The sequence below is a fragment of the Bradyrhizobium sp. CCGB12 genome (assembly GCF_024199845.1).
In the GTDB taxonomy this organism is placed as follows: Bacteria; Pseudomonadota; Alphaproteobacteria; order Rhizobiales; family Xanthobacteraceae; genus Bradyrhizobium.
In genome coordinates, this window is record NZ_JANADO010000001.1 from 5,939,035 (window position 1) to 5,965,195 (window position 26,161).

Sequence of the window (26,161 nt, forward strand, 5' to 3'; positions counted from 1 at the left end):
CCCGCGAGATCGATGAGGATCGCCTTCGCGTCGGCTGCATCGGCGAGCTCGACTTGCGGGAGCGCCCTCATCGACCGTCCTTGTCTTCCCCACGCTTCTTGGCATTGATTGTGATCGGGAGCGTCGTGTCGCTGGCCATTTCGGGCAGATCGAGGACCCAGCCGTTGGCTATCCTGATCCAGCCGCCCCAAAGTGTCTCATGCTCGGATTCCACGATCGGCTCCTCGAGATCTTTCTTCGGCACGTAGATCGAAAGGCCAGTGTCGGGGGAGCGGCGAATCATTATTTTCATGAATTCGAGCTCCTGAACCGCGAGGCATTCTGGGCGCTTTCGCATGCTCCTCGCAATTCCGCGCGTAAGTGAGCCACAATTTCTGACACAACAGACACGACTTCGTCGATCTCTTCGACAGTTGTCTCACGCGATAGAGACAGGCGCACCCCGCCGCGCAGGCTCTTCGCCGGCACACCCATGGCGCGCATGACATGCGACGGTTCCATTGAACCGGAGGCGCAAGCTGATCCGAGCGAAGCGGCAATGCCAGCGCGGCTGAGATGATGGACAATTGCCTCGCCTTCGAGATGGTCAAACGCGATGTTCGTCGTGTTTGATAGCCGGTTGTTGATATCGCCGAGCGCCATGCAGTCGCCATTTTGCAAAATTCCCTGCTCGAGGCGATCGCGCAATGCGCCGATGCGAACGCACTCCGGCCCGAGCCGCTCCGCCGCAAGCTCTGCAGCTTTTCCGAGGCCGACGATGCCGGGAATATTCTCAGTTCCCCCGCGGCGCAGTCGCTCCTGTGATCCGCCCCAGATCAGCGGCCTGAATTTTGTACCTTTTCGCAGATAGAGTGCGCCGATCCCCTTGGGGCCATGCAGTTTGTGTGCGGAGAGCGACAGCATGTCGATAGCACTATTCTTCAAGTCGATCGGCAGTTTGCCTATGGCCTGCACGGCGTCCGTATGAAACAGCGCGCCCGCCTCACGCGTCAAACCGGCTAGAAACTCCACAGGAAAAATCGTTCCCGTCTCGTTGTTGGCCCACATTATAGAAGCAAGAGCAGTGCGTGGCCCGAGTGCGCGTCGAAACGCGTCGATGTCGAGCCGGCCACGCCTATCTACGGGAACCACGTGCGTTTTGAAGTTCATTATAGCCAATTGCTTGACCGGCGTAAGGACGGCGGAATGCTCTACGGAGGTGGTGACAATCTCATCCCGGCCCTCCTGGGTCGCGAGCGAAGAAAGAATTGCCGTGTTATTGGCCTCGCTCCCACCGGACGTAAAGACGATTTCCTGATCGTGCGCAGCGCCTAACAATGCTTGCAAGCTGCAACGCGCGTGCTCCAGGGCGCTTGCGACCTCTCTGCCAAAAGCATGGGTCGAGGAGGCATTGCCAAATTGCTCCTTGAAGAACGGCAACATGGCTTGCAGGACGGACGGGTCCGTCCGTGTGGTCGCGTTGTTGTCAAGATAGATCGGCAACTGATCCTCCCTCAATCTCGCACTTTGATTGGACCGGCATTGGCATTAGGCAAATGACTCCGACGGGACTTTTTGACCGGCGCCCTGAATTGGAATTGCCCCAACGTCGCGCCAGGATGCGGAAAGAGCACGCAGGCGCCGGTCGGCTTACCATGATCGTGCTGTTGTCTATCCGGTCATCTGACAGTCGTCCCCCTCGCGATGCAGGTCGGCCGATCTTCTCTCATGGCGAAGCTGAGCTGCTGCGGGTCACTCCAATGGCCGACGGCTGCGTCAGCTTCTTCTCGCGCTTCGCCCATGCGTCGACTTCCGTCATCAGCAGAAGGATTTTCCACAAGAGCAACTCGACTTTGCGTTTGGGTTGTCGAAGGTGAAGCCCGAGCTCTCCAGCGCCACCACAAAGTCGATAGTCGTGCCAACCAGATGCTGACTGCTACTATTGTCAACGAACACATTGAGTCCGTCACACTCGATGACTGTGTCGTCGGGCTCTGCCTGGGCGGCAAGGCCCATTGTGTATTTGAACTCGGCGCAGCCGCCCGCCTCGACTGCGATGCGCAGCCCCCCCGCGGGGAGCGCCGACGCTGAAATCGCGCTCTTGGCCGCATTCACTGCGCTATCGGTCAGACTGATCATGTTCACCCTCGTCCAGCTGTGTTTGGTCACCGAACTGGCAAGTGCCATGCCACTTCGGCAATGCCGCCTATTGCTATCTCCTTGGAGTCCTACCTGTTGGCTTTTGAACTCCTGTCGAATTCCCGACCAGAATCCTTGAGGGTTTTCGCACCACGATTGCTGGGATTCTTTGTAACTCAGGCCTCAAACCCGACGCGCATGTGCCGGCAAGAACTTTGCATTGAATCTCGCACCGGCCAAGGCACCGGTGAAGAGATTAGATCGAGGACTACTTTGATGACTTCAATCGAGAACACCGCACTCGGCAAACTTGAGAGGGAGGGGCGTTTGCTCAACGCCGTACTCAAAGGCGAGACTACCAAGCCAGGTCGGTTTGGCTTTCGCGGCGACATCGCACTGAAATTCCAGGCCCAGGTGGCCGACGAAAAACGACCGCCGGACTATTCAATCGAGCAAGTTTTGACGATTGCGCAGGAAGGTGAAAGCACAATTCCACTGCTGGCTGGCTATCTGCACTCATTCGCCTATCTTTCTGACGTGGCAAACGTGCTTGATAGTGCGCTGACCCCGGACGGTCGCTACTTCATGTTCTGCAATAACATAGATCTTTTGGCCAAATACCGAATTACACTTGGTGATATCACCTTCCACGTTCTGCCGTGCGACGAGTCCACAGTCTGGAAGGAAATGATGGATCTGATCGGAATCGATAAGAACGACATCAAGCATCTAAACCCCGGCGGCAAGCTCGATTATCTGCTCGACGCGGCGAAGTCACTCTATATCTCCTATGACCAGATCTCTTACGAGGTTGCATCGGAGAGAATGGGTCCGGTGAAAAATCGAAATGAGAACCGGCCGGTCTAAGCCCGGGCTTCACGTCTCAGGTGAGGGCATCAGCCGAACGCCGCATGGATTGAGAAAGTCGTTACGCTCCCAGTTCAAGTTGATGCTGTTGTGCGGACATTCGTTGAGATAGCCAAGCACCTTCTTGCCCAACGAACCACGACTATGGATCACGGTCTTCGGCTGCCGTCCTCATCGACGATCATCAGATGGAAGCCAATCGCACGGCGGGTTGGAATGAATTCAAGCCGGCAGATTGCATAGACGGTGTTTGGTGAACTCCATTGCGCATTCATGACAAGCTGCCTTCATTGATCATCACTTCGATTTCACCATGCAAGACTCCCTACCTTCATTTTGGACGGTCCATCGCGTGCCTGTTCGTAAGTGCAACCTGATCCTGCCTATCAGCCCCGCGGGGGCAAAGACCACGATGATTCCGACGTCGAGACGCGGCCGACCACGTCTTAAGAATGCCGCGCCCGTCCGCAGCGCCCCCTAACGTGAGCCCGCGTCCGCGAAGGGGGCGCCAAACCACGTATGAACCACACTGAGTGCGAGACTGGGCATGCTGCGTACGACGATGCTTGAGGGACACTCGCGCGATCGAACCATGTCGGACCTTAATCTGCGGTCAAACGCCGCATCGAGCGCATTGGTGGTCTATTTGGCCGCTCTTGGGTCGAAGCTTGTCAATCCCGAAGACGATCCGCGTTACCGCTCCTGCGTGCAGGCACTGCACAAATGGTGACCGGTGCGCGTATGTCCGACGCATAGGTACGCCCCAACACTGTCGCGCCACTATCGCGCAGCGATGCCGATCGCCATGCTCTGCGGTATCGAGAGCGGCAATATGACCTCCTGCACATGTCCGCGAGATTATCAGCTTCTTTCCGGGAGCACTATCGCAACTGATTCCTTCGAAGAGCGCATGTTCATCGCTGATGCCCTGGTTCGGCCAACTCCAAGAGGGGCGCTTGCCGAGGTGGCACCGCTTGCATCATCCACGTTCGCGGCTTCGCCAAGAACCGGCTTTGTTGAAACTTCGGCCTGCTACGTCTCAGCCGTGCAACTGCGTCCGCAAAGCGGTGACAACCTGGTGAATGACCCGCCTGACCGGCTTGGGTCGCGATTGTGATTTGCTGGATGAGTCGGCGAGTCGCCTATACATCGGATCAGGTCTCGTAATAGCACATCTGCCTTCAACTGAGCTCGTGGTCAAGCTCGGGCTAGGCAAGATAGTCGACCCCAACCGGACGCGAAGTCCTCACCGATCACCTTTTTTCTTCGTGAGACGGCTACGTGATCCCGATTCCAAGATCGTTTGTAACCGGCACACTCTCATCGAAGATCAGCAAGCCACATGACAACACGACAACCATGCCCGAACGCAATTGGTCAGGATAACGATGGGTCCCACCGCAACCAACCTTGATGCGCGCCCTACGCTGCCCCCGCTACGGACGAAGCGTGGGCCTGGCAGTTGGTCGGACACACCCTCGCACATGCACCGCAGCCAATGCATGCGTCCTTGTCAATCATTACCATGATCTTCTTCTCAATCTCATCGTTCTCGTCGTCCTCGAGGTCTACAAGTTCGCCTTCCTCGCTGAGCCCCTTCAACGTCATGACATTGCGACCACAGACCTTGAAACAGCGACCGCATCCGATGCACTTCCTGGCGTCGATAGAGTTCAGGTAGTTCGGCGTCCAGTCTCGACCACCACGCGTTACAGATGACATCATCGAGTACCTTTACGAATTCTCCTGCTGTTTTAGCTGCCGTCTCTTGCAATCGAGTTCGGCGAAGGCATCATGCGCCTTCTGGGCCACAGCCATGATCGATGGCCAATTGATGGGCAGTTCCTCCGAGAGATCGTGTAGATCCAATTTGGCCTGTGTTGCCCTTGCAGAAAGCTTCTTTAGTTCTGCTTCCAGTCCCTCGCGATCGCTCATAAGCCCCCCTCAATGGTTTGCTGCACTAGGAAACTTGCGGATCATGTTAACGCCGTCTCTTACATATTTGTCACCCTCACCGACGAGCTTCGCGAGACTGTCGAAGCCAAAGCGATGCACATCGCGCAGCTGCTTGTTTACTACCACCAGTCGTCCCCCGATCAGCACCATGCGACCGAAGCCTTCATGGTTCATCTTCAGCATCGGCTGGATCATAACCGCGGTTGCCTTCTCGATCGAGAGTGCGACGGCATCAAAGAATAGCTCCAGGCGCCGGATCGTGCTTGGATCCGGATCGCCGACGATCGGAAGTTCGCGTCGTTTCATGCTATTAACGATATAAGGTCCGAGCAGGTCGACATCGCTCCTGTTCTCCCACGAACCGTGCATATCCTGCGCGCGCCAGAGCTTGACCAGCTCTTTGACGATCGGCGCATCGAGCGCCCTATCGCCTTGCGCTATGTTTGCGGCCTGCTTCATGCCATCCTCAGTCATCGACATCGAATGTGCGCTTCTGATCCTTAGTCAAGGCTTTGCGTAGCCAGGGCGGGGGCGTCCCCTTCAGTACGCGCTCGAGCTTTGCTAGCAGCACCAGGATGTTCTCAGGCTTGTTCACCTTGATCGGGTGAATCTTCTTGGCCACCACCCGGGCGGCTGCTGATCCGCCGATGGCCGCGACATAGAGGATGGCGCAGTCCCCGATAGCCTCGATCTTTGGGCCGAGCTTGTCCTCATCGCCGTCCTCCTTGAGATCGCCTTGGAATTCAAACACATTCACAAACACGTATCCCCCCGGGCCGACGTCATAGACAGCGATGTTTTTCGCCCAACCAAAATGCGCATCAACACGCTGCAAGTCTTGGGTAGCGAACGCAACCTTCATGCAATGGGCCTCTCTGTTCGGTCTTTGAAACTGCGGCGGCACGCCGCCGACGGCAGGTTCGATATCCGCCAGGTATCTGGCGTAGGCCCATGATTCTGTTCGCGGTCCTCGATCACGAGATTTGCGATGGCGAAGATCAGATCGCGAGTCCCCCGATATCCGACCGATTTGTGGTGTCCTGCGCCCAGCCTATCGAACATCGGAAAGCCAGCGCGATAAAACGGAATCTTCAGCCGTGCTGCCGCTTGCCGGCCGTGAGAATGCGTGATGAGCAGATCGCAACCTTTGCTCTTGGCAAGCTCCTCCAGATCCTCCAGGTCACCGATCCGTACCTCATCGGTTGGCACCCGCTCCAGCACCGTCGACCGCGTGGTCGTCACGGCCGCGATAACCTGGACCCCCATATCGTGGAGCATGCTCGACAGATCGAACAAGAGGTCGGGCTCGGCTCCTATCGCAAGTCTGCGACCACCAATATGGAAATGCGTGTCCAGCATCGCATCAGCGAGTTGCCCGCGCTGACGGCGATATTTTGTTGGCACGGGGCGGCCGCTGATCTCGCTCAAAAAGGCGATGAACTCATCGCTGGGAAGCAGGCCGGACAGTCGCTCAAACAAGCGAAATGGCACGCCAGTCTTAGCCTGCATTGCCTCTGCAGCCCGCCGCATCTGCGAACCGATGGCAATAGTCCACCCCGCCCCGGCCATGACCGCGACCTCGTCCACCCCGATGCCGCCGATCGTCGTCGGCGTAAATTCATCCGGGACATGCCCATCGAGAGACGCAGCAAGGTCAGGTAGGAAAGATGGCTGCAAGCCAAAATCTTCAAGGATGATTCGGAGCTCATCGAGATCACCCGGCGTGAGGTGGCATCCTGGAAGAACGTTGACCCGCGCGGGATCACGCAGAGCCTCCACCGCAGGTGTATCAACCAGCACCTCGACCATCCGCGACACAGCTTTCTCCCAGCCATCCTGGAACGCGTCTTTGAAATCGGGCGTCGAGACAAAGACCAGAGGCAATCTAGCAAGTTGCGGGTGTTTATCGCGAATAAGCTTGATGTAGGCGTCAACATCGTCACCATTGGTCTCAGTCACCCCCGTCGAGCAGATGCCAATGATCTTTGGCTTGGCGCGAAGGAAGATGTTAAGTATGGCCTGCTCGAGATTCTCATAGCCTCCGAGCACGGTCGTGACCTCGGTCATCGCGGTGGTCTGCAACGGCACCGCCTCCTTGAAATGCCGTACAAACAGCGTGAGCCCAAAGGACGTGCACCCTTGAGAGCCATGTAAAAGTGGCATCGCCTCCCGCAGCCCCATGAAAGCGAACGCGCCCCCAATCGGCTGACTCATCTTCAGCGGGTTGACGGCGCAAGCCTTCTTTGAGGTCGTGACAACAGCCATGACATCTTCCTATTCCGCGGCTTGAAGTACGGGAGGCGGCGAGGACTGAAGGATATCCTCAATGCGTCTCTTGCAGCAGCCACCGATCGCATTAGTGTGTTGCCGGACTGCCTCGACGCTAGTCAGACCATGCGAATAAATCGCGTCCTCTATTGTGCCCAGATCAACTGTGTTACAGACGCAGATCTTCTTGGCGCGCCGTTCCGTCTTGTCGATTGCTGGATCGGAGATGCTGGCGGCGGCCGGCGAGTGCATCTGCCCTATCGCCCTAGCCGGCTCAATCCAGGGCGCCGGTCGGCGCAACTGCTTCCACATCGGATTGAATAATGACCTGTCGATCTCCTCGACCAGCTTGATCATTCCGAGATAGCCCATGTAGGCGTGGCACCGCTCCTGGTTGATGTCCAGCCAGGGCATCGCCGCTTTGAGCGCGACGAACTGCGATTTGCCGCCCGAGAGCATGATGTCCGCTTTCGCGTCCTTCAGTATCTTGTACATCTCCCGCGGTGGCATGTCCTCAATCATGTGTGCATCCTGCCCAGTCAGCTCCCTGATGCGCTCTTTGTCCTCCTTGGTGGATTTTTTCACGCTGGTCCCAACCAATTCGAGTCCGGCCTCCTGCAGCGCGGCAACGATCGACCACGATTTGACGCCGCCGGTAATCAATAAAGCCTTCTTGCCCTTAAAGCGTGGCTTGTATGGCTCGATGGCGGCCCGAGCGAGCGCCTCCTCGCGTGCGATCACCGCCTCTGTGCGCTCGATCATATGACCGGGCGCGCCGCGCTCGACCAGCAATCGTGCAATCTCACGGAGTGAGTCGCTGGAGTCCTGGATGCCGTAGAACGATCCTTCAAAAAATGGAATCTCGTAGCGCTCCCTCATCTTACGCGCGACGTTGATCATTGACCTTGAACACACCATCATGGCGGCGCGGGCCCGGTGCGACGAAGCCACTTCGCGAAATTTGCCATCGCCTGAGATGCAGGAGAGAATGCGGATACCGAGTTCGTCAAACAAAGGCTTAACCTGCCAAAGTTCGCCGGACAGATTGTATTCGCCGATCAAATTAATGTCGTAGGGCGTAGTGTAATCTGGCTCTTGCGTCCCGATGACATGTTCGAGCAAAGCCTCGCCGGCAAGCTTGTTGCCGAGGTTCTTTGAGCCGACGAAGCCGGGCGAATTGACGGGAATTACCGGCTTGCCGAACTTTCGAGTAGCCGCCTTACAGACAGCGCCGATGTCGTCGCCTATCATGGCAGGCACGCAGGTCTGATAGACGAAGATGGCGGGCGGGTCGCACTTGTCGACTATCTGCTTAATCGCCTTGAAGAGTCGCTTTTCGCCCCCAAATACGACATCTGTTTCGTTCATGTCGGTTGTGAATCCCGTGCGCCACAAGTCCGAGCCTGACGACACTGAGCCACGATTGTCCCACGAATTGCCTTCGCAACTTATTGGACCATGCACTAAATGAGCGACATCGGTAAACGGCTGCAGCGCGATCTTGGCGCCGTCAAAGGCGCAACCGCCAGCAGCGCTACCCGGCTGCAGCTGCTTGGTACAGCCCTTCCTGCGCTCATTCTCAAGCTTGCTGCGATTCTGCGCGCAGCCCGGCTCGTTGAAAATGTCCCGGACCGTGGCCGGTAGCGAACTCATCCTTCTCTCCTCTCAGCCGAAACGATTTGAATGGACTCAACCGTGGCATGGTCATCGCCGATCCCACCGGCGATGACACATGCATCGTCCGGCATCAGCGAATTATGTCGAAACTATAGTCGGTCCTGCCGACAAGGCTGGCCTTCTTATCCAGCTCGTCAAAGATCTTGTCGAGAATCTTCACGAGCACATTCATGGCACCTTGATAGCCCCACACCGGAGAGCGGTGATGGTGATGCCGATCAAACACTGGAAATCCGATACGAATCAGCGGCGTGCCGGTGTCCCGTTCCAGGTACTTGCCGTAGGTGTTGCCAATCAGAAAATCGACAGGCTCGGTGAACAAGAGCGAGCGCATGTGCCAGAGATCTCGGCCCGGATAGACATGGCAGTTCTGTCCAAATGTCGAGCCCGCAAGTAATGCCTTTGTTTTCTTCTCCCAAGCCTTGTTGCCGTTGGTGGACAGCACATGGGTCGGTTCGGCACCAAGCTCGAGCAGGAAGGCAGCCAACCCATAGCAGAGATCTGGATCGCCATAGATGGCGAATTTTTTGCCATGGATATGCGCGCTGGAGTCGGCCATCGCATCAACCAAGCGGCCGCGCTCTCGCGCTAGTTCTTCCGGGATGTCTTTGCCGCTAATGCGCGACAACGCGACCAGGAAGTCATCCGTAGCGGATACGCCCACCGGGTGATTGAAGGCCACGACCTCGTGGCCGTGCTCGGCGATGAACGGCAGCGTTTTTTCCGTGCACCACTGTTGCATGGAAATCGTCGCCTTGGCGTGAACCGCGTTCGCAGCGTCCTCGAGTGTAGTGCCGCCGTCATACATCCGAAACTCGCCGTCCGTCGGTGTATCGAACACTTCGGAATTGTCGGCGAGGACGGTATATTCGATCCCCATTAATTCGAAGATGCGCTTAATTTCGCGCAGGTTGCCGACGGTATAACCGTCGAAGCCGCCGATGAAGTTGATCTTGTCGTTCGGCTTGCGCTCCAGCTTGGGGACCGTTCCCGCTTTCCCATCCCAAAAATGCTCTAGGATGCCCTTGAGCGCATTGTCATAACCTGTGATGTGGCTACCGACAAACGCCGGGGTGTGCGCGAACGGCACGTCGAAATCCGCGGGAACAGACCCTTTTTCCTTCGACGTTTTGATGAAGGCATTGAGATCGTCCCCAATCACCTCCGCCATGCAGGTGGTGGAGACCGCAATCATCCCCGGCTTGTACATGTTGTAGCTGTTTGCGAGCCCGTCAATCATGTTATTGAGGCCACCGAATACTGCTGCATCCTCTGTCATCGAAGAGGAGACGCAGGAGCTCGGCTCCTTAAAGTGCCGCGACAGATGGCTCCGGTAATACGCAACGCAGCCTTGGGAGCCGTGCACGAAAGGCAGCGTGCGTTCAAAACCAACCGAAGCGAATACCGCGCCGAGCGGCTGGCATGCCTTGGCGGGGTTTATCGTCAGGGCTTCCCGCGAAAAATTCTTTTCACGATACTCTGGCGTCTTTGTCCATTCTCTGACCCGTTCGACCTCAGCGGAATCACGGCAATTCTCGAACGCCTTCTTGTTGGCCAGCATCTGCTGGTATTCCGGACCGCGGAACAGCTCTAAGTGATCGAGCACGTGTTCTGCACTCTGCGCCATTGGCTACACCTTTTTGGAACGTTATTACTGTGAATATGGCTCTCGGCTGAGAGCGCATACTTGCGTCATTCTGCAGCCAAGAGTCTCGGCTTGGAGACATCCTTCCAGGGCGCCTTCAACTTCCGCCAGATGGGCGAATTGACGGCCATATCCATATCGCGCGCGAAGACGGCAAAGCCGTCATAACCGTGATATGGGCCGGAATAGTCCCAGGAGTGCATCTGCCTAAACGGCACACCCATTTTCTGAAACACATATTTTTCCTTGATGCCTGACCCCACAAGGTCGGGCTTGAGCTTCTCGACAAAGCGCTCGAACTCATAGCCATTGACGTCGTCGTAGATGAGAGTGCTATCTTTCACGTAGTGCTGGGCGGTACGCTGATAATCGTCGTTGTGGCCGAACTCATATCCAGTGCCGATGACTTCCATGCCGAGGTCCTCATATGCGCCGATCACATGACGAGGGCGCAGTCCGCCGACGAACAGCATCACAGTCTTTCCTTGGAGACGCGGCTGATATTTTGCGATCACGGCATTCACCAGCGGCTGGTACTTCTCGATGACTCGCTCGGCCCCCTCTCTGATTCTGTCATCGAAATAGCTGGCGATCTTGCGCAAAGATTCTTCAATCTTGGAGGGTCCGAAGAAATTGTATTCGCACCAGGGAATGCCGAACTTCTCTTCCATGTGGCGCGAGATGTAATTCATCGAACGGTAGCAATGCAGAATGTTGAGCTTTGCTTTCGGCGTTGCCTCGAGCTCGGCTAGCGAGCCATCGCCGGACCATTGCGCAATCACGCGTAGACCCATTTCCTCCAGCAGAATTCGAGACGACCAGGCATCGCCGCCGATATTGTAGTCGCCGATGATCGCGACGTCGTAGGCGGTCGGCTCGAACTTCGGCTTGCTGTCGGGCCCGTTCTTGTCAAATATCCAATCACGCACCGCATCATTGGCAATGTGGTGGCCAAGCGATTGCGACACGCCACGGAAACCCTCGCAGCGGACCGGCACGATGGTCTTTCCGTCATATTCCTTCGACTTCGCTCGCGACACCGCCTCAATGTCGTCGCCGATCAGACCAATCGGACATTCGGATTGGATGGTGATACCGTTGTTGAGCGGGAATAGCTCCTGGACTTCGTCGATGAGTTTGTTGAGCTTCTTGTCCCCTCCGAACACGATATCCTTTTCCTGGAAGTCGGAGGTAAACTGTAAAGTCACGAACGTATCTATTCCCGTGGTTCCGACGTAATAATTGCGCCGCGAGCCCCACGAATACTGGCCACAACCTACTGGGCCGTGGCTGATATGGACCATGTCCTTAATAGGTCCCCAGACCACACCTTTAGAGCCCGCGTAGGCGCAGCCCCGGATCGTCATCACCCCCGGTATTGATTTCAGGTTCGATTTGACCCCGCAGTCCGATTTGCCCGTCTCATGAACATTGAGATGCTTGGCGCGACGTTTCGCAGTCTTCTCCGGATAGACCTTCAATACCTCCTCGATCAGCTCCTTATTCCGCGCTCTGATTTCCGGGATGCTCTGGGTCGTTGCGAGACTCATGCCGATGTCCTTTGAAGCTATCTTGTTGCAATAGGGGCACTCGGCGAAGACTTCTGCAACGAGCATGCCAGCGCCGCGGGAACGCAAACGAGCGTATTTGAAAATGGTTTTGCGCGTGGCGCCCTTAATTTTGTTGCGAAGTCGACAGAGCGCAGTGACGATCAGCCCCCATACCCCATGTTAGAAACAGAACAATCGCGGTCCACGCCATGACATGCAAAGCAGTTCTCCACTGATTGCGGTACCTGGCGGGCCTTGCCTGTTGCCGACACCGCAAACCAGAAATATACCGGCATGAGCCAATCAAGCTCGCTCGTCACCATCCATGTTCGCCAAGCCCTTCTCACCCGCTCTCGAAACAGTGAGTAGCAATTCGATGCCCCGCGCTTCATGAGCCGTAGACGTTCATCGCATCGTTAAGCTTGGGAGCCACGCGGCTGCGATAGTGCCGTTTGCGCCCGAGTTGTGTCTCATCGCTTGTGAATGATACCGTGATCACCGCGGCGTCGATCACCATCGGCGTATCGAGGCAAAACATCGCGTCCCAGCGAGACCGAGATCAACCTCTGCGCTTCGACCCCGAGCTCCAGCGGCAGCTGCCGTAGTACGTCCCTGACGAAGCCATTGACGATAAGGCCAACGGCTTCCTCCCGCGAATGCCCGCGCTGCATGCAGTAGAACAGCACGTCCTCAGAGATCTTCGAGATCGCGGCCTCGTGCTCAATCGTCGCAGAGGAGTTCTTCGCCTCGACATAAGGCACAGTGTGCGCACCAGCCCTGTCGCCGATCAGAAGCGAGTTGCAGGCGGTATGGCTGCGCGTGCCTGTGGCCTTGAGGTGAGCGCTGACGAGGCCCCGATAGGTGTTCTGAGATCTACCGGTGGCGATACGTTTGGAGACGATCCGGCTCGATGTGTTCGTGCCGAGGTGAATCATTCTACTGCCGCTATCGACCTGCTGAAAACCGGTCGAAATCGCGATCGAGTAGAACTCGCCCTTCGAGTTGTCACCACGAAGGATACAGCTCGGATTCTTCCAGGCCATAGCAGAACTCGTCTCCACTTGGATCCAGGAAATTTTCGAATTCTTGCCGCGGCAGTCGCAACGCTTGGTGGCAAAATTGTAGATGGCGACCTTGTCATCGGACTTGTCAAGGTACCCATTTTGCACTGTCGAATACTTGATCTCTGCGTCATCAAGCACAACGAGCTCGACAACCGCAGCATGCAGCTGGTTTTCATCATACCGCCGGGCGGTACAGCCCTCTAGATAGCTGACGTAGGAGCCCTTGTCGGCGATGATCAGGGTGCGCTCGAACTGGCCGGCGTTGCGCCCGTCTATGCGGAAATAGGTCGACAGTTCCATCGGGCAGCGAACACCTGGCGGCACGTAGACGAACGAACCGTCAGAGAAGACCGCCGAGTTCAATCTCGCGAAGAAATTATCGGAGATCGGCACCACGCTGCCGAGATACCTCTGAACCAGCTCGGGATGTTCCCTGATCGCCTGCGAGATCGGCATAAAAATTACGCCTTCCTTCTTCAGCTCTTCCTTGAAGGCGGTGGCGGCCGAAAGCGGGTCGAACAAGGTATTGACCGAAATCCTGCGATTCGCTGAGGGTTCTGCGCCGGGGCTTAGCTCGACCACGCCCTCCAGGTTCGCGACCACGCGCAACGGAATGCCGCGCGTCTCGGAGGTCTTAAGCATTTTCGGATCAATCTCTGCGGTTGACGACACCCTCTTCTTCTGCGTCGGCAGTGCGAAATAGTTGATGTCCTGGTAGTCGATCTTGGGATAGTTGACACGCGCCCAGGTCGGCTCGGTCATGATCAGCCAGCGGCGCAAGGCCTCCAGCCGCCACTCCAGCATCCAGCCGGGCTCGTTCTTTTCCGCAGAGATGAAGCGGACGGTGTCTTCCGACAGCCCCCTCGGAGCCTTGTCGGACTTAATCGGCATCTCAAGCTCATATCGATACTGGTCGACGTTGACGCCCTCGACACGCTCAACGGTGGCATGAACAGCTACCATTGCCTGCTCCGCCTGTGCGAGGACGAGCTTGGCCAGGTCGAGCGGCGGCTGGGGCGTGTTTCGTTCGTTACTATGGCGATCCTGCAAGTCGCCAGCTCGGGGCTGGCAACTGTCGCGTTCACGTGACTTATTGCAAACGTGGCCGCGGACGGCGTCTCACCCCTGCCACGTGCTGCGGCCCCGCCCATCGGCTGCACCTCTATGCCGGCACGCAGGTGTCGGGCACCGGGCACACAACGGCGCATTGTGGCGACTCGAAATGCCCCTTACATCGGGTGCACTTCTTCGGATTGATCACATACACTTCGTTCTTCAGGCTTATTGCGGCGTTGGGACATTCGTACTCACATGCGCCGCAGACGGTGCACTGGGACACGATTATCTTGTAAGTCATCACTGCAATTCCGGTAGCAAGAGTGCGGGACGGCTTCTCCGTTTCAAGTGTCGTGCCAAATTACCGAGGCTTGGTTTATCTTGGATATTCTTCGTCGAATGCCGCGGCTTCGACAGTGTGTCGCGACCCCGACAGTCTCTTCACGCACGCTTGATGTCGATGCCCTACTTTCTCACCTATGCCCATGCGGAACGAACCAGGCAGTCGAAGCACATACTGAAGAGACAGGATGGCGCCTAGGTCTTTGTAATCGTTTGACTTACGAAGCGGGCGCCTTGATCGCATTGTCGTTCTGATCGATGCCGATTGCAGGCCGCACGCCCTTAAAACGGTCGATCAGGAAACAGTCCAAGCCGGGTAGTTGATGAAAGAAGGTCCTTCATCAGAAACAAAAGTAGTGGGGATTGCTGGCGCAGAGAGTGGAAGCGGCGCTATTTCGAAAGGGATCGATACAAAATGCCACTCAGTAGATTGCTGGTTTCAAAAAAAATGGGCCACTCCGAATGGAAGTGGCCCAAGTCAGGGAGGAAACGCCCCTAAGGGCCTCTGGGATCAGGCCGCAGCCTGTTCGATCGGTGAGAAGGGCAGACCGAGACTCTCGGCGACAGCCCTATAAGTTAGCCGGCCTCGATGGACGTTCAGGCCCGCGCGAAGGTGCGGGTTTTCGAGCACAGCCGAAAAGCCCCTATTGGCCAGCGCCAAACCAAATGGCAGCGTGGCATTATTCAACGCCTGGCTTGAGGTGAGCGGGACAGCCCCGGGCATATTGGCCACACAGTAGTGAATGACGCCGTCTACCTTGTACGTTGGGTCGGCGTGGGTGGTCGGGCGCGATGTCTCAAAGCATCCGCCCTGATCGATCGCGACATCGACGATCACCGCGCCGTCGCGCATCGAGCTCAACACGCCGCCGCTGACCAGCTTTGGCGCGCTTGCTCCGGGAACAAGCACCGCACCGATGACCACGTCGGCCGCCAGGACCTCGTCCTCCACTGAGTCAATCGTCGAGAATCTGGTTCGAACGCGCCCGCCGAATAGCTCATCAAGCTCGCGCAGTCGAGGGATCGATCGGTCAATAATAGTGACCTCGGCACCCAAGCCGACTGCCATGCGCGCCGCATGCGTGCCAACAACGCCGCCGCCAATCACAACGATACGGGCCGGCTGCACACCGGGCACGCCGCCTATCAACAGCCCGCGCCCACCTGAATACCGCTTTAGCGCACCACCTGCCGCTTCGATCGCAAGTCGGCCCGCGACCTCGCTCATCGGCGCCAGCAGCGGAAGGCCGCCATGCGCATCGGTCACGGTCTCGTACGCGATCGCGGTGCATCCAGACTTCAGCAGGCCCTCGGCCTGCTCCGGGTCCGGCGCCAGATGCAGATAAGTGAAGAGGATCTGATTTTCACGCAATTGCGTCCATTCGGAGGGCTGAGGCTCCTTCACCTTCACGATCATCTCGCTCGATGCAAATACCTCGCACGCGGAGTCCAGAATCGTTGCGCCAGCCTTGCGATAATCGTTGTCGGTCGCGCCAATGCCTGCGCCGGCATCAGTCTCCACCACCACACTGTGACCAGCGGCCACATATTCGCGCACGGCGCCAGGAATCAGGCCCACACGATATTCGTGCGCTTTGATCTCCTTGGGAACACCGACCTTCATTTGCATTCTCCCTGCTTGGAGAAACCTTTCTAATTGGAAGAGCTCCGCGATAGTTCGAAGCGCGAACGTAAATCGCGCCGAAATTCAGCGATTTTTGGCCTGATTGCGCAGGATTCCAAACACGCGCTGAGCATGCCTTAGAGAGCATCGCATAAGTACGATTTGGCGCGCGGGATCAGCCCCGGGACATCTAAGCGAATAGAGTGTCAACGACAGCGATGACGCAAGCGGCCACATTGGAAGCGGGAGCACCATAGCGACTCGTCGGAAGCTTGATCTCCGAAGTCATTTGCGTTCTACCACGCTCCGGAATCCCCCGAACCCGGGTGGCCGCCCTTGGGGAGGTCCTTGCCCTTTTTGATCTGATATAGATCCGATTAGCGCCTCAGATCATGAACGGAATCCAGCAAAGATTTGACGGAATGCTGCCGAGCGCGGAAGTTGTTCGGGTTCCTAGTGAGACCATGGGATTCGTACGACCTCGCCGTGTAAAGGATACTTCGTTTGAGGCCAGTCAAACTTTCGGAGTACGGTTGATTTGTGATGCGCAGAGTCCGCTCGCCTGTCAGCCTTCAAGATGTCCGCTCTAACAGTGCAATGATCTGCAGCGCCTGTCGTTCGGCTACCTGACGGCCATACGCTTGCCTTCGCATATTCAGCAAGCTTTCGCCTAAAAGTGACAATCGCTTTGTCTCCTCCCGAACTCGATGCTAGATAGGTCGCACGGGGCAAAATCGGCCAGATCTCGCATGTTGTGAGATGCCGCAGCGTACTATCTTGAATCGCGCGATAGACAATTGAGTCCATACGGTCGCCAACAGTTCAACTGGCCGGCGCCAATGCGGATGGGCGAGATTGAAATCTGTCTCGCACAATTGGACTGCATCCTCCCGAGCACGGTCGCGCCGGCAGCTGATCAGCAAATCCTGGGTAACTGTTCGCCCGACAGCCAATCCGCAATTCGTCCGCCGCCAACGCTGGTCGCAATCTGAACGAACTGATGATCGTCAGCTATGGCCTCCCCAATATCAGCCGCATCACACCCGAGTCGGTGGGCCTTCATGGCTGCAAGCACGGCATCGGCCATATCAGGCGCCACAATTGCAACGAGCTTCCCCTCGTTGGCGATGTGGAGCGGATCAAGCCCGAGGAGTTCGCAGGCGGCCGCAACCTGCGGCTTCACCGGAATGGCTTTCTCCTGTAGGCGGAACCCAAGGCCCGACTGATGCGCAATCTCGTTGAGCGTGGCGGCAAGTCCTCCGCGCGTGGGATCGCGCATCACTCGAATACCGCCGCCGCCGGCCCCGACCATTACGGCCACGAGATCATGGAGCGCTGCGGAATCCGAGATGATCTGGGTCTGAAATGCGAGGTTCTGACGTTTTGACATGATCGCCACGCCATGGTCGCCGAGGCTGCCGGAGACCAGCACACGATCGCCGGCCCTTGCCTTGTCGGCCGAGAGATCAAGCCCATCAGCCAAAAAACCGATCCCGGTCGTCGAAATGAAAAGGCCATCCGCTTTGCCGCGTTCGACCACCTTGGTATCACCCGTGATGATGTAAACGCCGGCCTCCCGCGCCGCCTCCCCCATCGAATCCGCGATCGACTTCAGATCGAAGAGGCGGAAGCCCTCCTCAATGATAAAGCTTGCCGATAGATATTGCGGACGTGCGCCGGCCATCGCGACATCATTGATTGTGCCGTGCACCGCGAGCGAGCCGATATTGCCACCAGGAAAGAATAGCGGCGAGACCACATATGCATCGGTTGTCATCACCATCCTGCCTGCGCCGACATCGAAGGCGGACTGATCATTGCGGCAGGCGAGCCATTCATTGCCGAACGCCTTATGAAACAGACCGGAGATCAGCTGCGCCATGTCGCGTCCCCCGGCACCGTGGGACAGGTCGACGCACCCGTTCTCGAGATCGAGCGTGAGTTTATTAGCTCTCATGACGCTCGCATGACCTGATATTCGCGATGCCGACCATACCTCCAATATGCGGCACAAGCGCCTTCCGACGACACCATGCAGGATCCTATAGGGGTTCTCGGCGTGCAGACGTTTCCGAAAAGCTTGCAGTCGACAGGCCTCTTCGCGCCGCGCAAAATGGCCCCGCAATCGCAAGCCGGATTGTCGGCGACGCGCAGCTCTTGAATAGCGAAACGGGCCTCAGCATCAAATTGGGCATAGGCCTTCTTCAACTTGAGTCCGCTATTGGGGACGAATCCGAGCCCGCGCCATTCAAATCGGTCACGCAGATCGAAAATGTCCGACACCTCTTCCTTGGCGCGGGGATTGCCGGTACGGCTCACCGCGCGACTGTATTGGTTCTCGACCTCATACCGGCCATCGTTCACCTGCACCACCAGCATCAAGATCGCCTGCATCAGATCGAGCGGTTCGAATCCCGCGATCACGATCGGCTTGCCGAACTCTTCTGCCAGACACTCGTAAGGCTGCGTACCTATGATCGTGCTGACATGCGCGGGCCCGACAAAGCCGCCGATTTCGGGCCGGCCGACATTGCGCATTGCAGGACTGTCGAGAATGCTGTGCATCGCCGGGGGAGTCAGTACGTGGTTGCAGAACACGCTGAGACACCTCAGCCGCTTTTTTTCCGCTATTCGGATCATCATCGCCGTCGCAGGCGTGGTAGTCTCGAATCCAATGGCAAAGAAGATGATCTCGCGATTAGGCGCCTGTTCCGCGATCCGAATTGCATCAAGCGTCGAGTAGACCATCCGGATGTCAGCGCCGAGGGCCTTGGCCCACAACAAGGATTGTCCTTGTGATCCGGGCACGCGCATCAAATCACCGTAAATACACAGAGTAACTTCCGGTCGGTTGGCGAGCCTGATCGCCATGTCGATTCGGCTGGGGGGGAGAACGCAAACTGGACAACCTGGTCCGTGGATCATACGGACATTCGCTGGCAGTAGATCCTCCAGTCCATAGCGAAAGATCGCATGCGTGTGTCCGCCGCAAAACTCCATAAAGCGGTATACTTTCCGAGAATCGGCCTGGGCAGCGATTGCACGCGCGAGCCCCTGGGCGATGGTCCTGTCACGAAATTCCTCAGCATATTTCATAGGTTGGTCTCCAGCCCTGCTCTGCCTAGCTCCTGCAGGAGCTTCAGCGTGCGCTCGGCCTCGACCGGGTCGATTTTGGCCAGAGCGTAGCCGACGTGGACAAGGACGTAGTCCCCCGGAGCGAGATCCTGCACGAGCGCGATCGATATCTTGATTCTGACGCCGTCGATACAAACGACGGCCATGTCATTGGAAAGAACTTCTGCGATCTCAGCCGGTACTGAGAGACACATATCAGGCTGTCCCTTCCTGGCCTAACGACCCATCGGCAATCTGCAGACCGGCGACCCAGGCTTGTCCGAGGCTTAAACCGCCGTCATTAGGCGGCACCTCGCGAGGTAGCAGTGGAGCAAGTCCCGCGCCGATGCAACCGCGCTGGATTTCATACGCCAGCACCGCATTCTGGAAACAACCGCCGCTCAGAACGACATCCGAGACACCGGTTGCGCGCGCAGCGCGCGTGACCCAATCAACGCAGCCCGCAGCAACCGTGCCATGAACCAGGCCCGCTCCCTCGTTGACGTCAACCTTGCCTGCAATCAGGTCCACAAATAGCGGCCTAAACGATAGCACGCCGTGATCAATCAACCAGCCGTCTTCGAGTACGGCAGTCCGCCGCACACAGGCCTCGAGCTTCATCGCGGCTTCACCCTCATAGGTCTGTAAAGTCGCAATCCCAAGTAGCGCAGCCGCTGCGTCGAACAGCCGGCCTGCGCTGGTCGTCGTGGCCCCACCCGCCTGTTCGAGCAGTGACGGCAAACTTTCCGCCAGTGGCTGGGCTGCAAAGCGAGCTCGGATGTCGTTTCCCCGCCCCAGCAAGTGCAGTATTGCGCCCGCCATGCGCCACGGCTCGCGAGTGGCCCGATCTCGACCAGGCATTTTCAACGGCGCAAGATGTCCGATGCGTTGAAAGCTGGTTCCTTCGCATAACAGGAGCTCGCCGCCCCAATTGCCGCCATCGGAGCCATAGCCATGGCCATCGAGCACCAGAGCGAGAGTGGGTCGCTGAAGACCATGCTCTGCGATGACGGCGGCAGCATGCGCGTGGTGATGCTGGACAGCGGTCCGCGCGCGGCCGGTTGCTTCGGCAAAGCGGGTAGATGCCATGTCGGGATGCAAATCATGGGCAACGACGACCGGCTGAACGTCGAGGGTTGACGTGAGGTGCCGGATAGTCTCTTCAAAGAACCGGATGCCTTCAGCCGTATCGAGGTCGCCGATGTGTTGCGAGACGAAAGCTTCATTTCCCCGCGTGAGTGTGACGGTCGATTTCAGCGCACCGCCGACGGCGAGCACGGGCGGCACAGATCGCGCGAGCTGCACTGGTTCTGGAACGTAGCCGCGTGCGCGGCGAGTGAATTGACGCCGTCCTGCAACCACCGCGACGACGGAATCATCAGTCCGGGTCAAGATATTACGATCATGGGTCACAATAAGATCGGCGATGCCAACCAGCCGCCGCAGAGCGTCCGAGTTGTCGATCGGGAGTGGTTCACCGCCAAGATTCGCGCTTGTGCAGACGATGACCGAGCCTTTGTCCCCAAGCCGTGCACCTGGCGAACAAAGCACATGAAAGATGAGGTGATGCAGTGGCGATCCGGGCAGCATGACGCCGACCCGCGACAAGCCAGGGGCTAATGCGGGGGCTAGCTTATTGCGCGACCGCAGGAGAACGATCGGACGGGCTACAGATTCGAGGAGCGCGTCCTCATAGGCATCCGTCTCCGCAATGTCGCTAACCTGCTCCAGCGAGCCAACCATGACCGCGAACGGCTTCTGGTCCCGTTGCTTTTTCCTACGCAAACGATGCACAGCATCGTGGTTGCGAGCGTCACAAAGCAGCTGATATCCTCCAAGTCCCTTTATCGCGACGATTTGACCGTCTGCGATCGCAGCGCCGATAGTATTGATCCCATGACTGAGCCGAGGGCCGCACGTCGGGCACGCGATCGATTCCGCCTGAAATCTGCGGCTCGCCGGATCCGCATATTCTGCCGCGCACTCGAGACACATCGCAAAGGCTTTCATCGCGGTGTTGCAACGATCATACGGAAGCTGTTCGGCGATTGTGTAGCGCGGCCCGCAATGGGAACAGTTGATGAAGGCATAGAGGTAATGGCGGCTGTCGGGGTCGAACAACTCGCCGAGACATTCCTGGCAGGTTGCGGCATCGGCAGCGATCCGGGTCGACAGCTTGCCTCGCGCGCTGGCGCGGATCGAAAAGTCTTGGGTCGCAAGCGCATCTATCGTTTGAACAGAGATGTGGTCGATGCGTGCCAACGGAGGCCTTTCGAGCGGCAAAGCGGCCATAAATTCGGACGTACGTTTGCCCTCGACCTCAATGATGACACCGCTTGCATCGTTGGCGACGAACCCGCCCAGGCCATAGCGGTTAGCAAGACCATAGACATAGGGCCGAAAGCCGACCCCCTGCACAGTTCCGCTGACGCGCAGACGCAGTCGTGTTGCCGCGCAGGTGATGGCGCCCACCCTCATCCCCTTGTGTCCTCGACGACATGTCTTCGATGCGCAGTCTGTTTCTGCAGCCAGGCGTAGAGCGCGCCAAAGCCCTCGCCGGTTCGCGCCGAAACTGGCAGCACTTCAATGTTGGGGCTGACCCGTGCCGTAAACTCAATGGTGCGGTTCAAATCGAAGTCCACCATCGGTGCTAGATCAATCTTGTTGATCAGCATGAGAGAAGATGTGGCAAATATGTCGGGATATTTGAGCGGCTTGTCCTCACCCTCGGTGGTCGAGAACACCACGATCTTGCAAACCTCTCCAAGATCGAAAGCCGCGGGACAAACCAGATTTCCGACATTCTCTATGAAGAGAACACCGCCCTTGAGTTCCGGTAAGAGACGATAAGCTTGACCGACCATCGCAGCATCCAAATGGCAGCCCTTGCCGGTATTGATTTGAATTGCGGGCACGCCGGTTGCGCGAATGCGTTCAGCATCGTTCGATGTCTGCTGGTCACCCCCAATGACCCCGACCGGTATCCTCCGTTTCAGCTCGGAGACGGCCCGTACGAGAAGCGAGGTTTTTCCCGCGCCGGGACTGGAAAGAACATTGTATACGACCAAATCATCGGCAAGGAAGCGCGCGCGGTTTTCGGCCGCTATCCGATTATTCTTGCTGAGGATATCACGGCTGACCTGAATAATTCGCTCGCTGCTCATGCCCACAACCCTCAAGCCGGCTGGGTCGATGCCGCAATCCACGAGCGCTTGTTCGCGATGAGCCTGCCGATCGCCATCATCATGATGATCATGGCCGTCATCAGTGGAGCGCGCACAGCGCACATCTTGCCCGCTGCACCCATGGTCATGGTGGTAACCATGATGATCATGCCCATGATCAAGGCGCTGGCCGTTGGTTTGCGCATTTTGCACGTCGGCGTGTTTAGTGGGGGGAATTCCGTCGACGCAGCCGCATACGGTACACATCAATCGATCTCCAGCTCTTTCAGGCGCATCTCTACGCCTGCCGTCACCTGCAGCTTATAGCTGCCACAGCAGGGACACGGCGCATACCGCTGCGAAATCTCGACTCTCCTCGAACAGGCGATGCACCAGGCGGCGCCAGCTAATTCGACGATTTCGAGAAGTGCGCCATCGGCCATCGTGCGGGCGGCAACAACCGGAAAGCAAAATTTTATCGCTTCGGCATCGACATGGCTCAACGCTCCGATCTCCAAACACACGGTCCTCACCTTCGAGAACGATCGTCGACGCGCCTCTTCCTCGACGATTTCCATGATGCTTTCACAAAGCGCCAATTCATGCATGTCTGGCGTCAACAATATTATGCGTGAAGGCGACGCAGGGATCGAACGATGCAATCATGGCACGAACCGCATCCTGTTGATGTTGCTTCGCGCTGAGCACCGCGCCTTGTAGGTTCCTGGCAAGAGGCCCTCGCGCGTGAAAGTTCCACTCGGTCGGCGCAAGAAATTCGAATCGCGCTATCTGCCCATGCCGATCAAGCTCAACGGCGTGATAGAGACGTCCCCTGGCACATTCGACCGCAGCGGCACCACAGCCCCGCCGTAGGCTGTAACTTTTGACGACCCCTTCCTCGGCTGTCTCGGCATGCGCACCAGCCTTGAGCCAAGAAAACAGTTGTACGATTTCAGCAATCCTCGCCTTCAATCGCTCAGCCGGCCCTGACCGGCCAAGCGAGAGCCGATCACGCAGCATTTGGCGCGCCCAGGGACCAGTCTCAGGAATACCGCCTGGCAAGTCGAGGCAATGGTCAAATCTCGCATCTCTGCCGAGCAGCCGGTCGATGATTTTGCAGTCGTCAACTGCGGAGAGAAACGCCTGCTGCGTCCACTTTGGCTCCAATGCGGACGCCTCGAGCGCTGCGATCCGAAGCGCGAGTGCGCTACCCGGCATCAGTGTGCCGTCGTCGTTGGATATCCTGAGTTCAGCCAGCGCGGCCGCAACCCTCTCTGTTACTTCCCGTCGGTCGGACCCACAGTGATACCCTACTCGGCCGACCAACACCGAGATGTCCTTTATAAGAGCGGGCATAGCCGCGGAACCGTTGGTGTCCAGGGCGAGATGCCGGATAAACAGACCTCGTAACAATTCCGTCAGCCGCTCCGCAACGACCTGCGTGATACGATGCGCCTTCGTCACAAAGCGGGTTTCCTCGCCGCGCGCCGCCTCGATCGCAGAAGTGAATGCCACCTGGTGCGCTACCGCACACAACGAGAAGAATCGCGGCAGCGCGTGGAGCAGTGAAACGGCCGGTTTGCCGGCAAACAGCCGCCCCACCGGCGGCTGGACCCGCGGCAAGATCTCGACCGCGGCTACTGTGTCGCCCACAAGGGAGACGGTGATGTCGAGCCGACTGCCGACCGTAGGTCTCATGTACGCCTCTTCGCCAATTCACCACGCAAAAAGTGCCAGCGGTCGATCAAACCGAAACCTGGTGCATTGGGCAAATGTGACGCTGCGTCGTTTATCGGAGACATCAGCGCCGCGAGCGCCGCTTCGGCGATGGCTCGGGCGGATGTCATGTCGTCGAACCCAAACATCGGCGAGAACAGGGAGGCACTCACAATCGGGCCGACGGGCGCGACCTCAGCAGGAGAGAATTCAAGGTCACCGCACGGAAATCGCAAGCGCAGACTGGATCGCAGTCCTGTTGATGACTGCGCAGTTCGGTGTGGCGCAGCCATGACCAGGTTCATGAACCATGGCGTGACCATTACTCCGACGATCCCATACTCATGCGCGCGGAAGCCGATCGCTTCGACGCTCAAGGCCTTGTTGAAGATTGGAAGCTCGCGCATAATGCGATGGGAGATATCGCGATACGCCTCCGCAAGCTTCTCGCCCCACGCCGATGCATCGGCGCACGCGCTCCTGCGGGGTTGCCGTTCGTGGTCAGGCGTCATCTTCAATCAACATGAACTTGGATTTGGGTGCGTCGCAATTTGGACACCGCCAATCTTCGGACAAGGCGGCAAACGGCGTTCCGGCAGCGATCTGGGCCGTCTCGTCGCCCTCAGCCGGATCGTAAACGATCCAGCAGATGCCGCACTCCATGCGGGCACCATCTGCGAGATCCTGTCGGATACCGATATTTTTGAGCTTCGTCATATGAGGTATGCCTCCATGATCTCCCTCAGGCGTTCGGCGGAATCTTCGAGATCCTCGTTGGCTGCTAAGACGCCCGTCGGCACGTCGCCGACCTCCAGCGTATCCAGGATAATGCGCTCAATTGAATTGAAGAACTGCACCGACCAGACGTTCCGGACGCTCGTCGCCTGCACCCGACAACTGCCGTAGCCGCGTGAGATTAGCTGGACCGGCCCGTTGCCGAGGCTTTGTTGGAGAAAGGCACGGTCGACCGAGTTCATCGGAAGCAGCGTGAAATTGATGATTTGCGCGCTCATGCCGGGCCGCCAGGCCAGCGCCCGCTCCCGAATTTCCGCGAGCACCGGCAGCACGTTCATCACGCCATCCGGCACCGCGTCGATCATCAGATTGGTCGACGTCAGATCGGTTGCGGCGCGCCGCACGATCTCTGGGATCGCACCAATCTCAATGTACTCATATGCCGCCTCGCCTTCGAAGCGCACGTGCCAAATTCCGGCAAACGCCGATTCCTGGAGTTGCGCCATGGAGCCATTCGGCAGCGCGACGAGGCCGGCGACCTCTCCCTTCCTAAGCACGTCGGCGACCAGATCGCGCTCAAGTTCATTGAGACCTCCGAGCCTAAACAACCGCGTTCGAACGCAGCTTTTCTGGCGTGAAACAGCAGAGGCTACATTTGATAACAGCGCGATGGCATTCGAACATTTCCGTGCGAATTTCCCGCCATCAGGTGAAGCGAGCATGGATAGTGCATCCGCGGCTGTCCGGCCGCTAGGTATCTTATCGAGATTTCCCGCCTCGACAGGGACGACGCTGAGCGGCTGCTCGTAGCCTATCGGGGCAACCCATATAGCTGCCTTCACGACGCCAGCCCTCGTTGCGTCCGCTGAAGATCGATGCTCTTGATGACAGGAGCGCCGCCGGGTATCCGGTCGACTAATTTTGAATTGCAGTGGTGGCGGTTTGGCCGAGCCCGGAGCTTGGTGGTCGAGCCATGTCTCTTAAGGGCGCGTAAGAGCGACAGCTGAGCGAACCAGCGGCTCAGGTAACCTTCAGAGTCACGTGCAGTGACAGCACCGACGGGACGCCGCTGAGGCGCTTCAGGAAGCCGATCGGCATAAATCGCGTCGGGCAGCACCGGCTGGTGGTACCACATCAGGGCGCAATCTTCCGTGCAGAATCAGCAGCAGCCAATCGCCTTTCGTCTTTTGCTGTCTTCGTCGCGCACAGTCCGATCCGGGTCAGATTATGCGTTTTCAGCTGCTCGCTCATAAGCCGCCTTTCTG

26 protein-coding genes are annotated in these 26,161 nt (G+C 57.8%); 2 read left to right on the plus strand and 24 right to left on the minus strand.

Features of this window, described 5'->3' with window-relative positions; genetic code table 11:
* Positions 1-67: 67 nt before the first annotated feature.
* The 3 genes from nifT to NLM27_RS27150 all read right to left on the minus strand — a co-directional run bounded on the left by nifT (position 68) and on the right by NLM27_RS27150 (position 2,118).
* Positions 68-292: a putative nitrogen fixation protein NifT gene (gene nifT / locus NLM27_RS27140; protein ID WP_254146209.1), complete on the minus strand. Its 225-nt coding sequence runs from the start codon at positions 290-292 to the stop codon at positions 68-70.
* Positions 289-1,497 (minus strand): cysteine desulfurase NifS, encoded by a 1,209-nt coding sequence (gene nifS / locus NLM27_RS27145; RefSeq protein WP_254146210.1) that lies wholly within the window; start codon positions 1,495-1,497, stop codon positions 289-291. Before nifS ends, nifT begins: the two co-directional genes overlap by 4 nt.
* Positions 1,498-1,797: 300 nt before the next feature.
* The gene (locus NLM27_RS27150) at positions 1,798-2,118 is read right to left on the minus strand and encodes an iron-sulfur cluster assembly accessory protein (protein WP_254146211.1); all 321 of its coding nucleotides are present in this window, start codon (positions 2,116-2,118) and stop codon (positions 1,798-1,800) included.
* A 276-nt stretch (positions 2,119-2,394) separates the two neighbouring features.
* Here NLM27_RS27150 and NLM27_RS27155 point away from each other — a divergent pair, with 276 nt between their 5' ends.
* Both NLM27_RS27155 and NLM27_RS27160 read left to right on the plus strand, forming a co-directional pair.
* Positions 2,395-2,985, plus strand: a complete 591-nt coding sequence (locus tag NLM27_RS27155; RefSeq protein WP_254146212.1) for a hypothetical protein — start codon at positions 2,395-2,397, stop codon at positions 2,983-2,985.
* 547 nt (positions 2,986-3,532) lie between these two features.
* A complete protein-coding gene (locus tag NLM27_RS27160; RefSeq protein ID WP_254146213.1) occupies positions 3,533-3,715 on the plus strand; it encodes a hypothetical protein in 183 nt (60 codons plus the stop codon).
* Between the two features lie 692 nt (positions 3,716-4,407).
* On the opposite strand, the gene fdxB is transcribed toward NLM27_RS27160, so the two are convergent.
* The 21 genes from fdxB to NLM27_RS27265 form a co-directional block, all read right to left on the minus strand.
* Positions 4,408-4,707 carry a ferredoxin III, nif-specific gene (gene fdxB / locus NLM27_RS27165; RefSeq protein WP_254148939.1) on the minus strand — a complete coding sequence of 100 codons (300 nt, stop codon included), beginning with the start codon at positions 4,705-4,707 and terminating at the stop codon, positions 4,408-4,410.
* 12 nt (positions 4,708-4,719) lie between these two features.
* Positions 4,720-4,920, minus strand: a complete 201-nt coding sequence (locus tag NLM27_RS27170) for a CCE_0567 family metalloprotein (protein ID WP_254146214.1) — start codon at positions 4,918-4,920, stop codon at positions 4,720-4,722.
* Between the two features lie 9 nt (positions 4,921-4,929).
* Positions 4,930-5,400, minus strand: a complete 471-nt coding sequence (locus tag NLM27_RS27175) for a NifX-associated nitrogen fixation protein (protein ID WP_254146215.1) — start codon at positions 5,398-5,400, stop codon at positions 4,930-4,932.
* 7 nt (positions 5,401-5,407) lie between these two features.
* Positions 5,408-5,803, minus strand: a complete 396-nt coding sequence (gene nifX / locus NLM27_RS27180) for a nitrogen fixation protein NifX (protein WP_254146216.1) — start codon at positions 5,801-5,803, stop codon at positions 5,408-5,410.
* On the minus strand, positions 5,800-7,206 hold the full coding sequence (gene nifN, locus NLM27_RS27185) for a nitrogenase iron-molybdenum cofactor biosynthesis protein NifN (RefSeq protein ID WP_254146217.1): 1,407 nt from the start codon (positions 7,204-7,206) through the stop codon (positions 5,800-5,802). Before nifN ends, nifX begins: the two co-directional genes overlap by 4 nt.
* A 9-nt stretch (positions 7,207-7,215) precedes the next feature.
* A complete protein-coding gene (nifE, locus tag NLM27_RS27190; RefSeq protein WP_254146218.1) occupies positions 7,216-8,862 on the minus strand; it encodes a nitrogenase iron-molybdenum cofactor biosynthesis protein NifE in 1,647 nt (548 codons plus the stop codon).
* A 94-nt stretch (positions 8,863-8,956) separates the two neighbouring features.
* Positions 8,957-10,513: a nitrogenase molybdenum-iron protein subunit beta gene (nifK, locus tag NLM27_RS27195; RefSeq protein WP_254146219.1), complete on the minus strand. Its 1,557-nt coding sequence runs from the start codon at positions 10,511-10,513 to the stop codon at positions 8,957-8,959.
* Between the two features lie 65 nt (positions 10,514-10,578).
* On the minus strand, positions 10,579-12,081 hold the full coding sequence (gene nifD, locus NLM27_RS27200) for a nitrogenase molybdenum-iron protein alpha chain (protein WP_254146220.1): 1,503 nt from the start codon (positions 12,079-12,081) through the stop codon (positions 10,579-10,581).
* A gap of 470 nt (positions 12,082-12,551) precedes the next feature.
* A complete protein-coding gene (sufB, locus tag NLM27_RS27205; protein WP_254148940.1) occupies positions 12,552-14,108 on the minus strand; it encodes a Fe-S cluster assembly protein SufB in 1,557 nt (518 codons plus the stop codon).
* 199 nt (positions 14,109-14,307) lie between these two features.
* Positions 14,308-14,502, minus strand: coding sequence for a 4Fe-4S dicluster domain-containing protein (locus tag NLM27_RS27210; RefSeq protein WP_254146221.1), 195 nt, complete (start codon positions 14,500-14,502; stop codon positions 14,308-14,310).
* Positions 14,503-15,054: 552 nt separating this feature from the next.
* The gene (gene ald / locus NLM27_RS27215; protein WP_254146222.1) at positions 15,055-16,167 is read right to left on the minus strand and encodes an alanine dehydrogenase; all 1,113 of its coding nucleotides are present in this window, start codon (positions 16,165-16,167) and stop codon (positions 15,055-15,057) included.
* Between the two features lie 916 nt (positions 16,168-17,083).
* Entirely contained in the window at positions 17,084-18,124 is a 1,041-nt protein-coding gene (gene hypE, locus NLM27_RS27220; RefSeq protein ID WP_254148941.1) for a hydrogenase expression/formation protein HypE, read from the minus strand.
* The gene (hypD, locus tag NLM27_RS27225) at positions 18,121-19,263 is read right to left on the minus strand and encodes a hydrogenase formation protein HypD (RefSeq protein WP_254146223.1); all 1,143 of its coding nucleotides are present in this window, start codon (positions 19,261-19,263) and stop codon (positions 18,121-18,123) included. The genes hypE and hypD overlap by 4 nt, the downstream gene beginning before the upstream one ends.
* Complete coding sequence (locus NLM27_RS27230) at positions 19,260-19,448, minus strand: HypC/HybG/HupF family hydrogenase formation chaperone (RefSeq protein WP_309144766.1); 189 nt, start codon at positions 19,446-19,448, stop codon at positions 19,260-19,262. The genes hypD and NLM27_RS27230 overlap by 4 nt, the downstream gene beginning before the upstream one ends.
* Before the next feature lie 49 nt (positions 19,449-19,497).
* A complete protein-coding gene (gene hypF, locus NLM27_RS27235; protein WP_254146225.1) occupies positions 19,498-21,759 on the minus strand; it encodes a carbamoyltransferase HypF in 2,262 nt (753 codons plus the stop codon).
* Positions 21,756-22,712: a hydrogenase nickel incorporation protein HypB gene (gene hypB / locus NLM27_RS27240; RefSeq protein ID WP_254146226.1), complete on the minus strand. Its 957-nt coding sequence runs from the start codon at positions 22,710-22,712 to the stop codon at positions 21,756-21,758. The genes hypF and hypB overlap by 4 nt, the downstream gene beginning before the upstream one ends.
* A complete protein-coding gene (hypA, locus tag NLM27_RS27245) occupies positions 22,712-23,053 on the minus strand; it encodes a hydrogenase maturation nickel metallochaperone HypA (RefSeq protein ID WP_254146227.1) in 342 nt (113 codons plus the stop codon). The genes hypB and hypA overlap by 1 nt, the downstream gene beginning before the upstream one ends.
* The gene (locus NLM27_RS27250; RefSeq protein WP_254146228.1) at positions 23,046-24,143 is read right to left on the minus strand and encodes a nickel-dependent hydrogenase large subunit; all 1,098 of its coding nucleotides are present in this window, start codon (positions 24,141-24,143) and stop codon (positions 23,046-23,048) included. Before NLM27_RS27250 ends, hypA begins: the two co-directional genes overlap by 8 nt.
* Positions 24,140-24,673: a [NiFe]-hydrogenase assembly chaperone HybE gene (gene hybE, locus NLM27_RS27255; RefSeq protein WP_254146229.1), complete on the minus strand. Its 534-nt coding sequence runs from the start codon at positions 24,671-24,673 to the stop codon at positions 24,140-24,142. Before hybE ends, NLM27_RS27250 begins: the two co-directional genes overlap by 4 nt.
* A complete protein-coding gene (locus NLM27_RS27260) occupies positions 24,663-24,878 on the minus strand; it encodes a rubredoxin (RefSeq protein WP_254146230.1) in 216 nt (71 codons plus the stop codon). Before NLM27_RS27260 ends, hybE begins: the two co-directional genes overlap by 11 nt.
* A complete protein-coding gene (locus NLM27_RS27265) occupies positions 24,875-25,738 on the minus strand; it encodes a hydrogenase expression/formation C-terminal domain-containing protein (protein WP_375142282.1) in 864 nt (287 codons plus the stop codon). Before NLM27_RS27265 ends, NLM27_RS27260 begins: the two co-directional genes overlap by 4 nt.
* Positions 25,739-26,161: the final 423 nt, after the last annotated feature.

What these genes read in the sequence shown, in the direction of transcription:
- NLM27_RS27170 (WP_254146214.1), bottom strand. Translation starts at nt 4,920, where the DNA reads ATGAGCGATCGCGAGGGACTGGAAGCAGAACTAAAGAAGCTTTCTGCA.
- NLM27_RS27260 (WP_254146230.1), bottom strand. Translation starts at nt 24,878, where the DNA reads ATGACGAAGCTCAAAAATATCGGTATCCGACAGGATCTCGCAGATGGT.
- nifN (WP_254146217.1), bottom strand. Translation starts at nt 7,206, where the DNA reads ATGGCTGTTGTCACGACCTCAAAGAAGGCTTGCGCCGTCAACCCGCTG.
- NLM27_RS27155 (WP_254146212.1), top strand. Translation starts at nt 2,395, where the DNA reads ATGACTTCAATCGAGAACACCGCACTCGGCAAACTTGAGAGGGAGGGG.
- hypD (WP_254146223.1), bottom strand. Translation starts at nt 19,263, where the DNA reads ATGAAATATGCTGAGGAATTTCGTGACAGGACCATCGCCCAGGGGCTC.
- NLM27_RS27160 (WP_254146213.1), top strand. Translation starts at nt 3,533, where the DNA reads ATGCTGCGTACGACGATGCTTGAGGGACACTCGCGCGATCGAACCATG.
- hypA (WP_254146227.1), bottom strand. Translation starts at nt 23,053, where the DNA reads ATGCATGAATTGGCGCTTTGTGAAAGCATCATGGAAATCGTCGAGGAA.
- nifK (WP_254146219.1), bottom strand. Translation starts at nt 10,513, where the DNA reads ATGGCGCAGAGTGCAGAACACGTGCTCGATCACTTAGAGCTGTTCCGC.
- nifT (WP_254146209.1), bottom strand. Translation starts at nt 292, where the DNA reads ATGAAAATAATGATTCGCCGCTCCCCCGACACTGGCCTTTCGATCTAC.
- fdxB (WP_254148939.1), bottom strand. Translation starts at nt 4,707, where the DNA reads ATGTCATCTGTAACGCGTGGTGGTCGAGACTGGACGCCGAACTACCTG.
- hypE (WP_254148941.1), bottom strand. Translation starts at nt 18,124, where the DNA reads ATGAGAGCTAATAAACTCACGCTCGATCTCGAGAACGGGTGCGTCGAC.
- NLM27_RS27150 (WP_254146211.1), bottom strand. Translation starts at nt 2,118, where the DNA reads ATGATCAGTCTGACCGATAGCGCAGTGAATGCGGCCAAGAGCGCGATT.
- hypB (WP_254146226.1), bottom strand. Translation starts at nt 22,712, where the DNA reads ATGTGTACCGTATGCGGCTGCGTCGACGGAATTCCCCCCACTAAACAC.
- ald (WP_254146222.1), bottom strand. Translation starts at nt 16,167, where the DNA reads ATGAAGGTCGGTGTTCCCAAGGAGATCAAAGCGCACGAATATCGTGTG.
- nifD (WP_254146220.1), bottom strand. Translation starts at nt 12,081, where the DNA reads ATGAGTCTCGCAACGACCCAGAGCATCCCGGAAATCAGAGCGCGGAAT.
- hybE (WP_254146229.1), bottom strand. Translation starts at nt 24,673, where the DNA reads ATGACGCCTGACCACGAACGGCAACCCCGCAGGAGCGCGTGCGCCGAT.
- NLM27_RS27250 (WP_254146228.1), bottom strand. Translation starts at nt 24,143, where the DNA reads ATGAGACCTACGGTCGGCAGTCGGCTCGACATCACCGTCTCCCTTGTG.
- NLM27_RS27175 (WP_254146215.1), bottom strand. Translation starts at nt 5,400, where the DNA reads ATGAAGCAGGCCGCAAACATAGCGCAAGGCGATAGGGCGCTCGATGCG.
- hypF (WP_254146225.1), bottom strand. Translation starts at nt 21,759, where the DNA reads ATGAGGGTGGGCGCCATCACCTGCGCGGCAACACGACTGCGTCTGCGC.
- nifE (WP_254146218.1), bottom strand. Translation starts at nt 8,862, where the DNA reads ATGAGTTCGCTACCGGCCACGGTCCGGGACATTTTCAACGAGCCGGGC.
- nifX (WP_254146216.1), bottom strand. Translation starts at nt 5,803, where the DNA reads ATGAAGGTTGCGTTCGCTACCCAAGACTTGCAGCGTGTTGATGCGCAT.
- sufB (WP_254148940.1), bottom strand. Translation starts at nt 14,108, where the DNA reads ATGGTAGCTGTTCATGCCACCGTTGAGCGTGTCGAGGGCGTCAACGTC.
- NLM27_RS27210 (WP_254146221.1), bottom strand. Translation starts at nt 14,502, where the DNA reads ATGACTTACAAGATAATCGTGTCCCAGTGCACCGTCTGCGGCGCATGT.
- NLM27_RS27230 (WP_309144766.1), bottom strand. Translation starts at nt 19,448, where the DNA reads ATGGCCGTCGTTTGTATCGACGGCGTCAGAATCAAGATATCGATCGCG.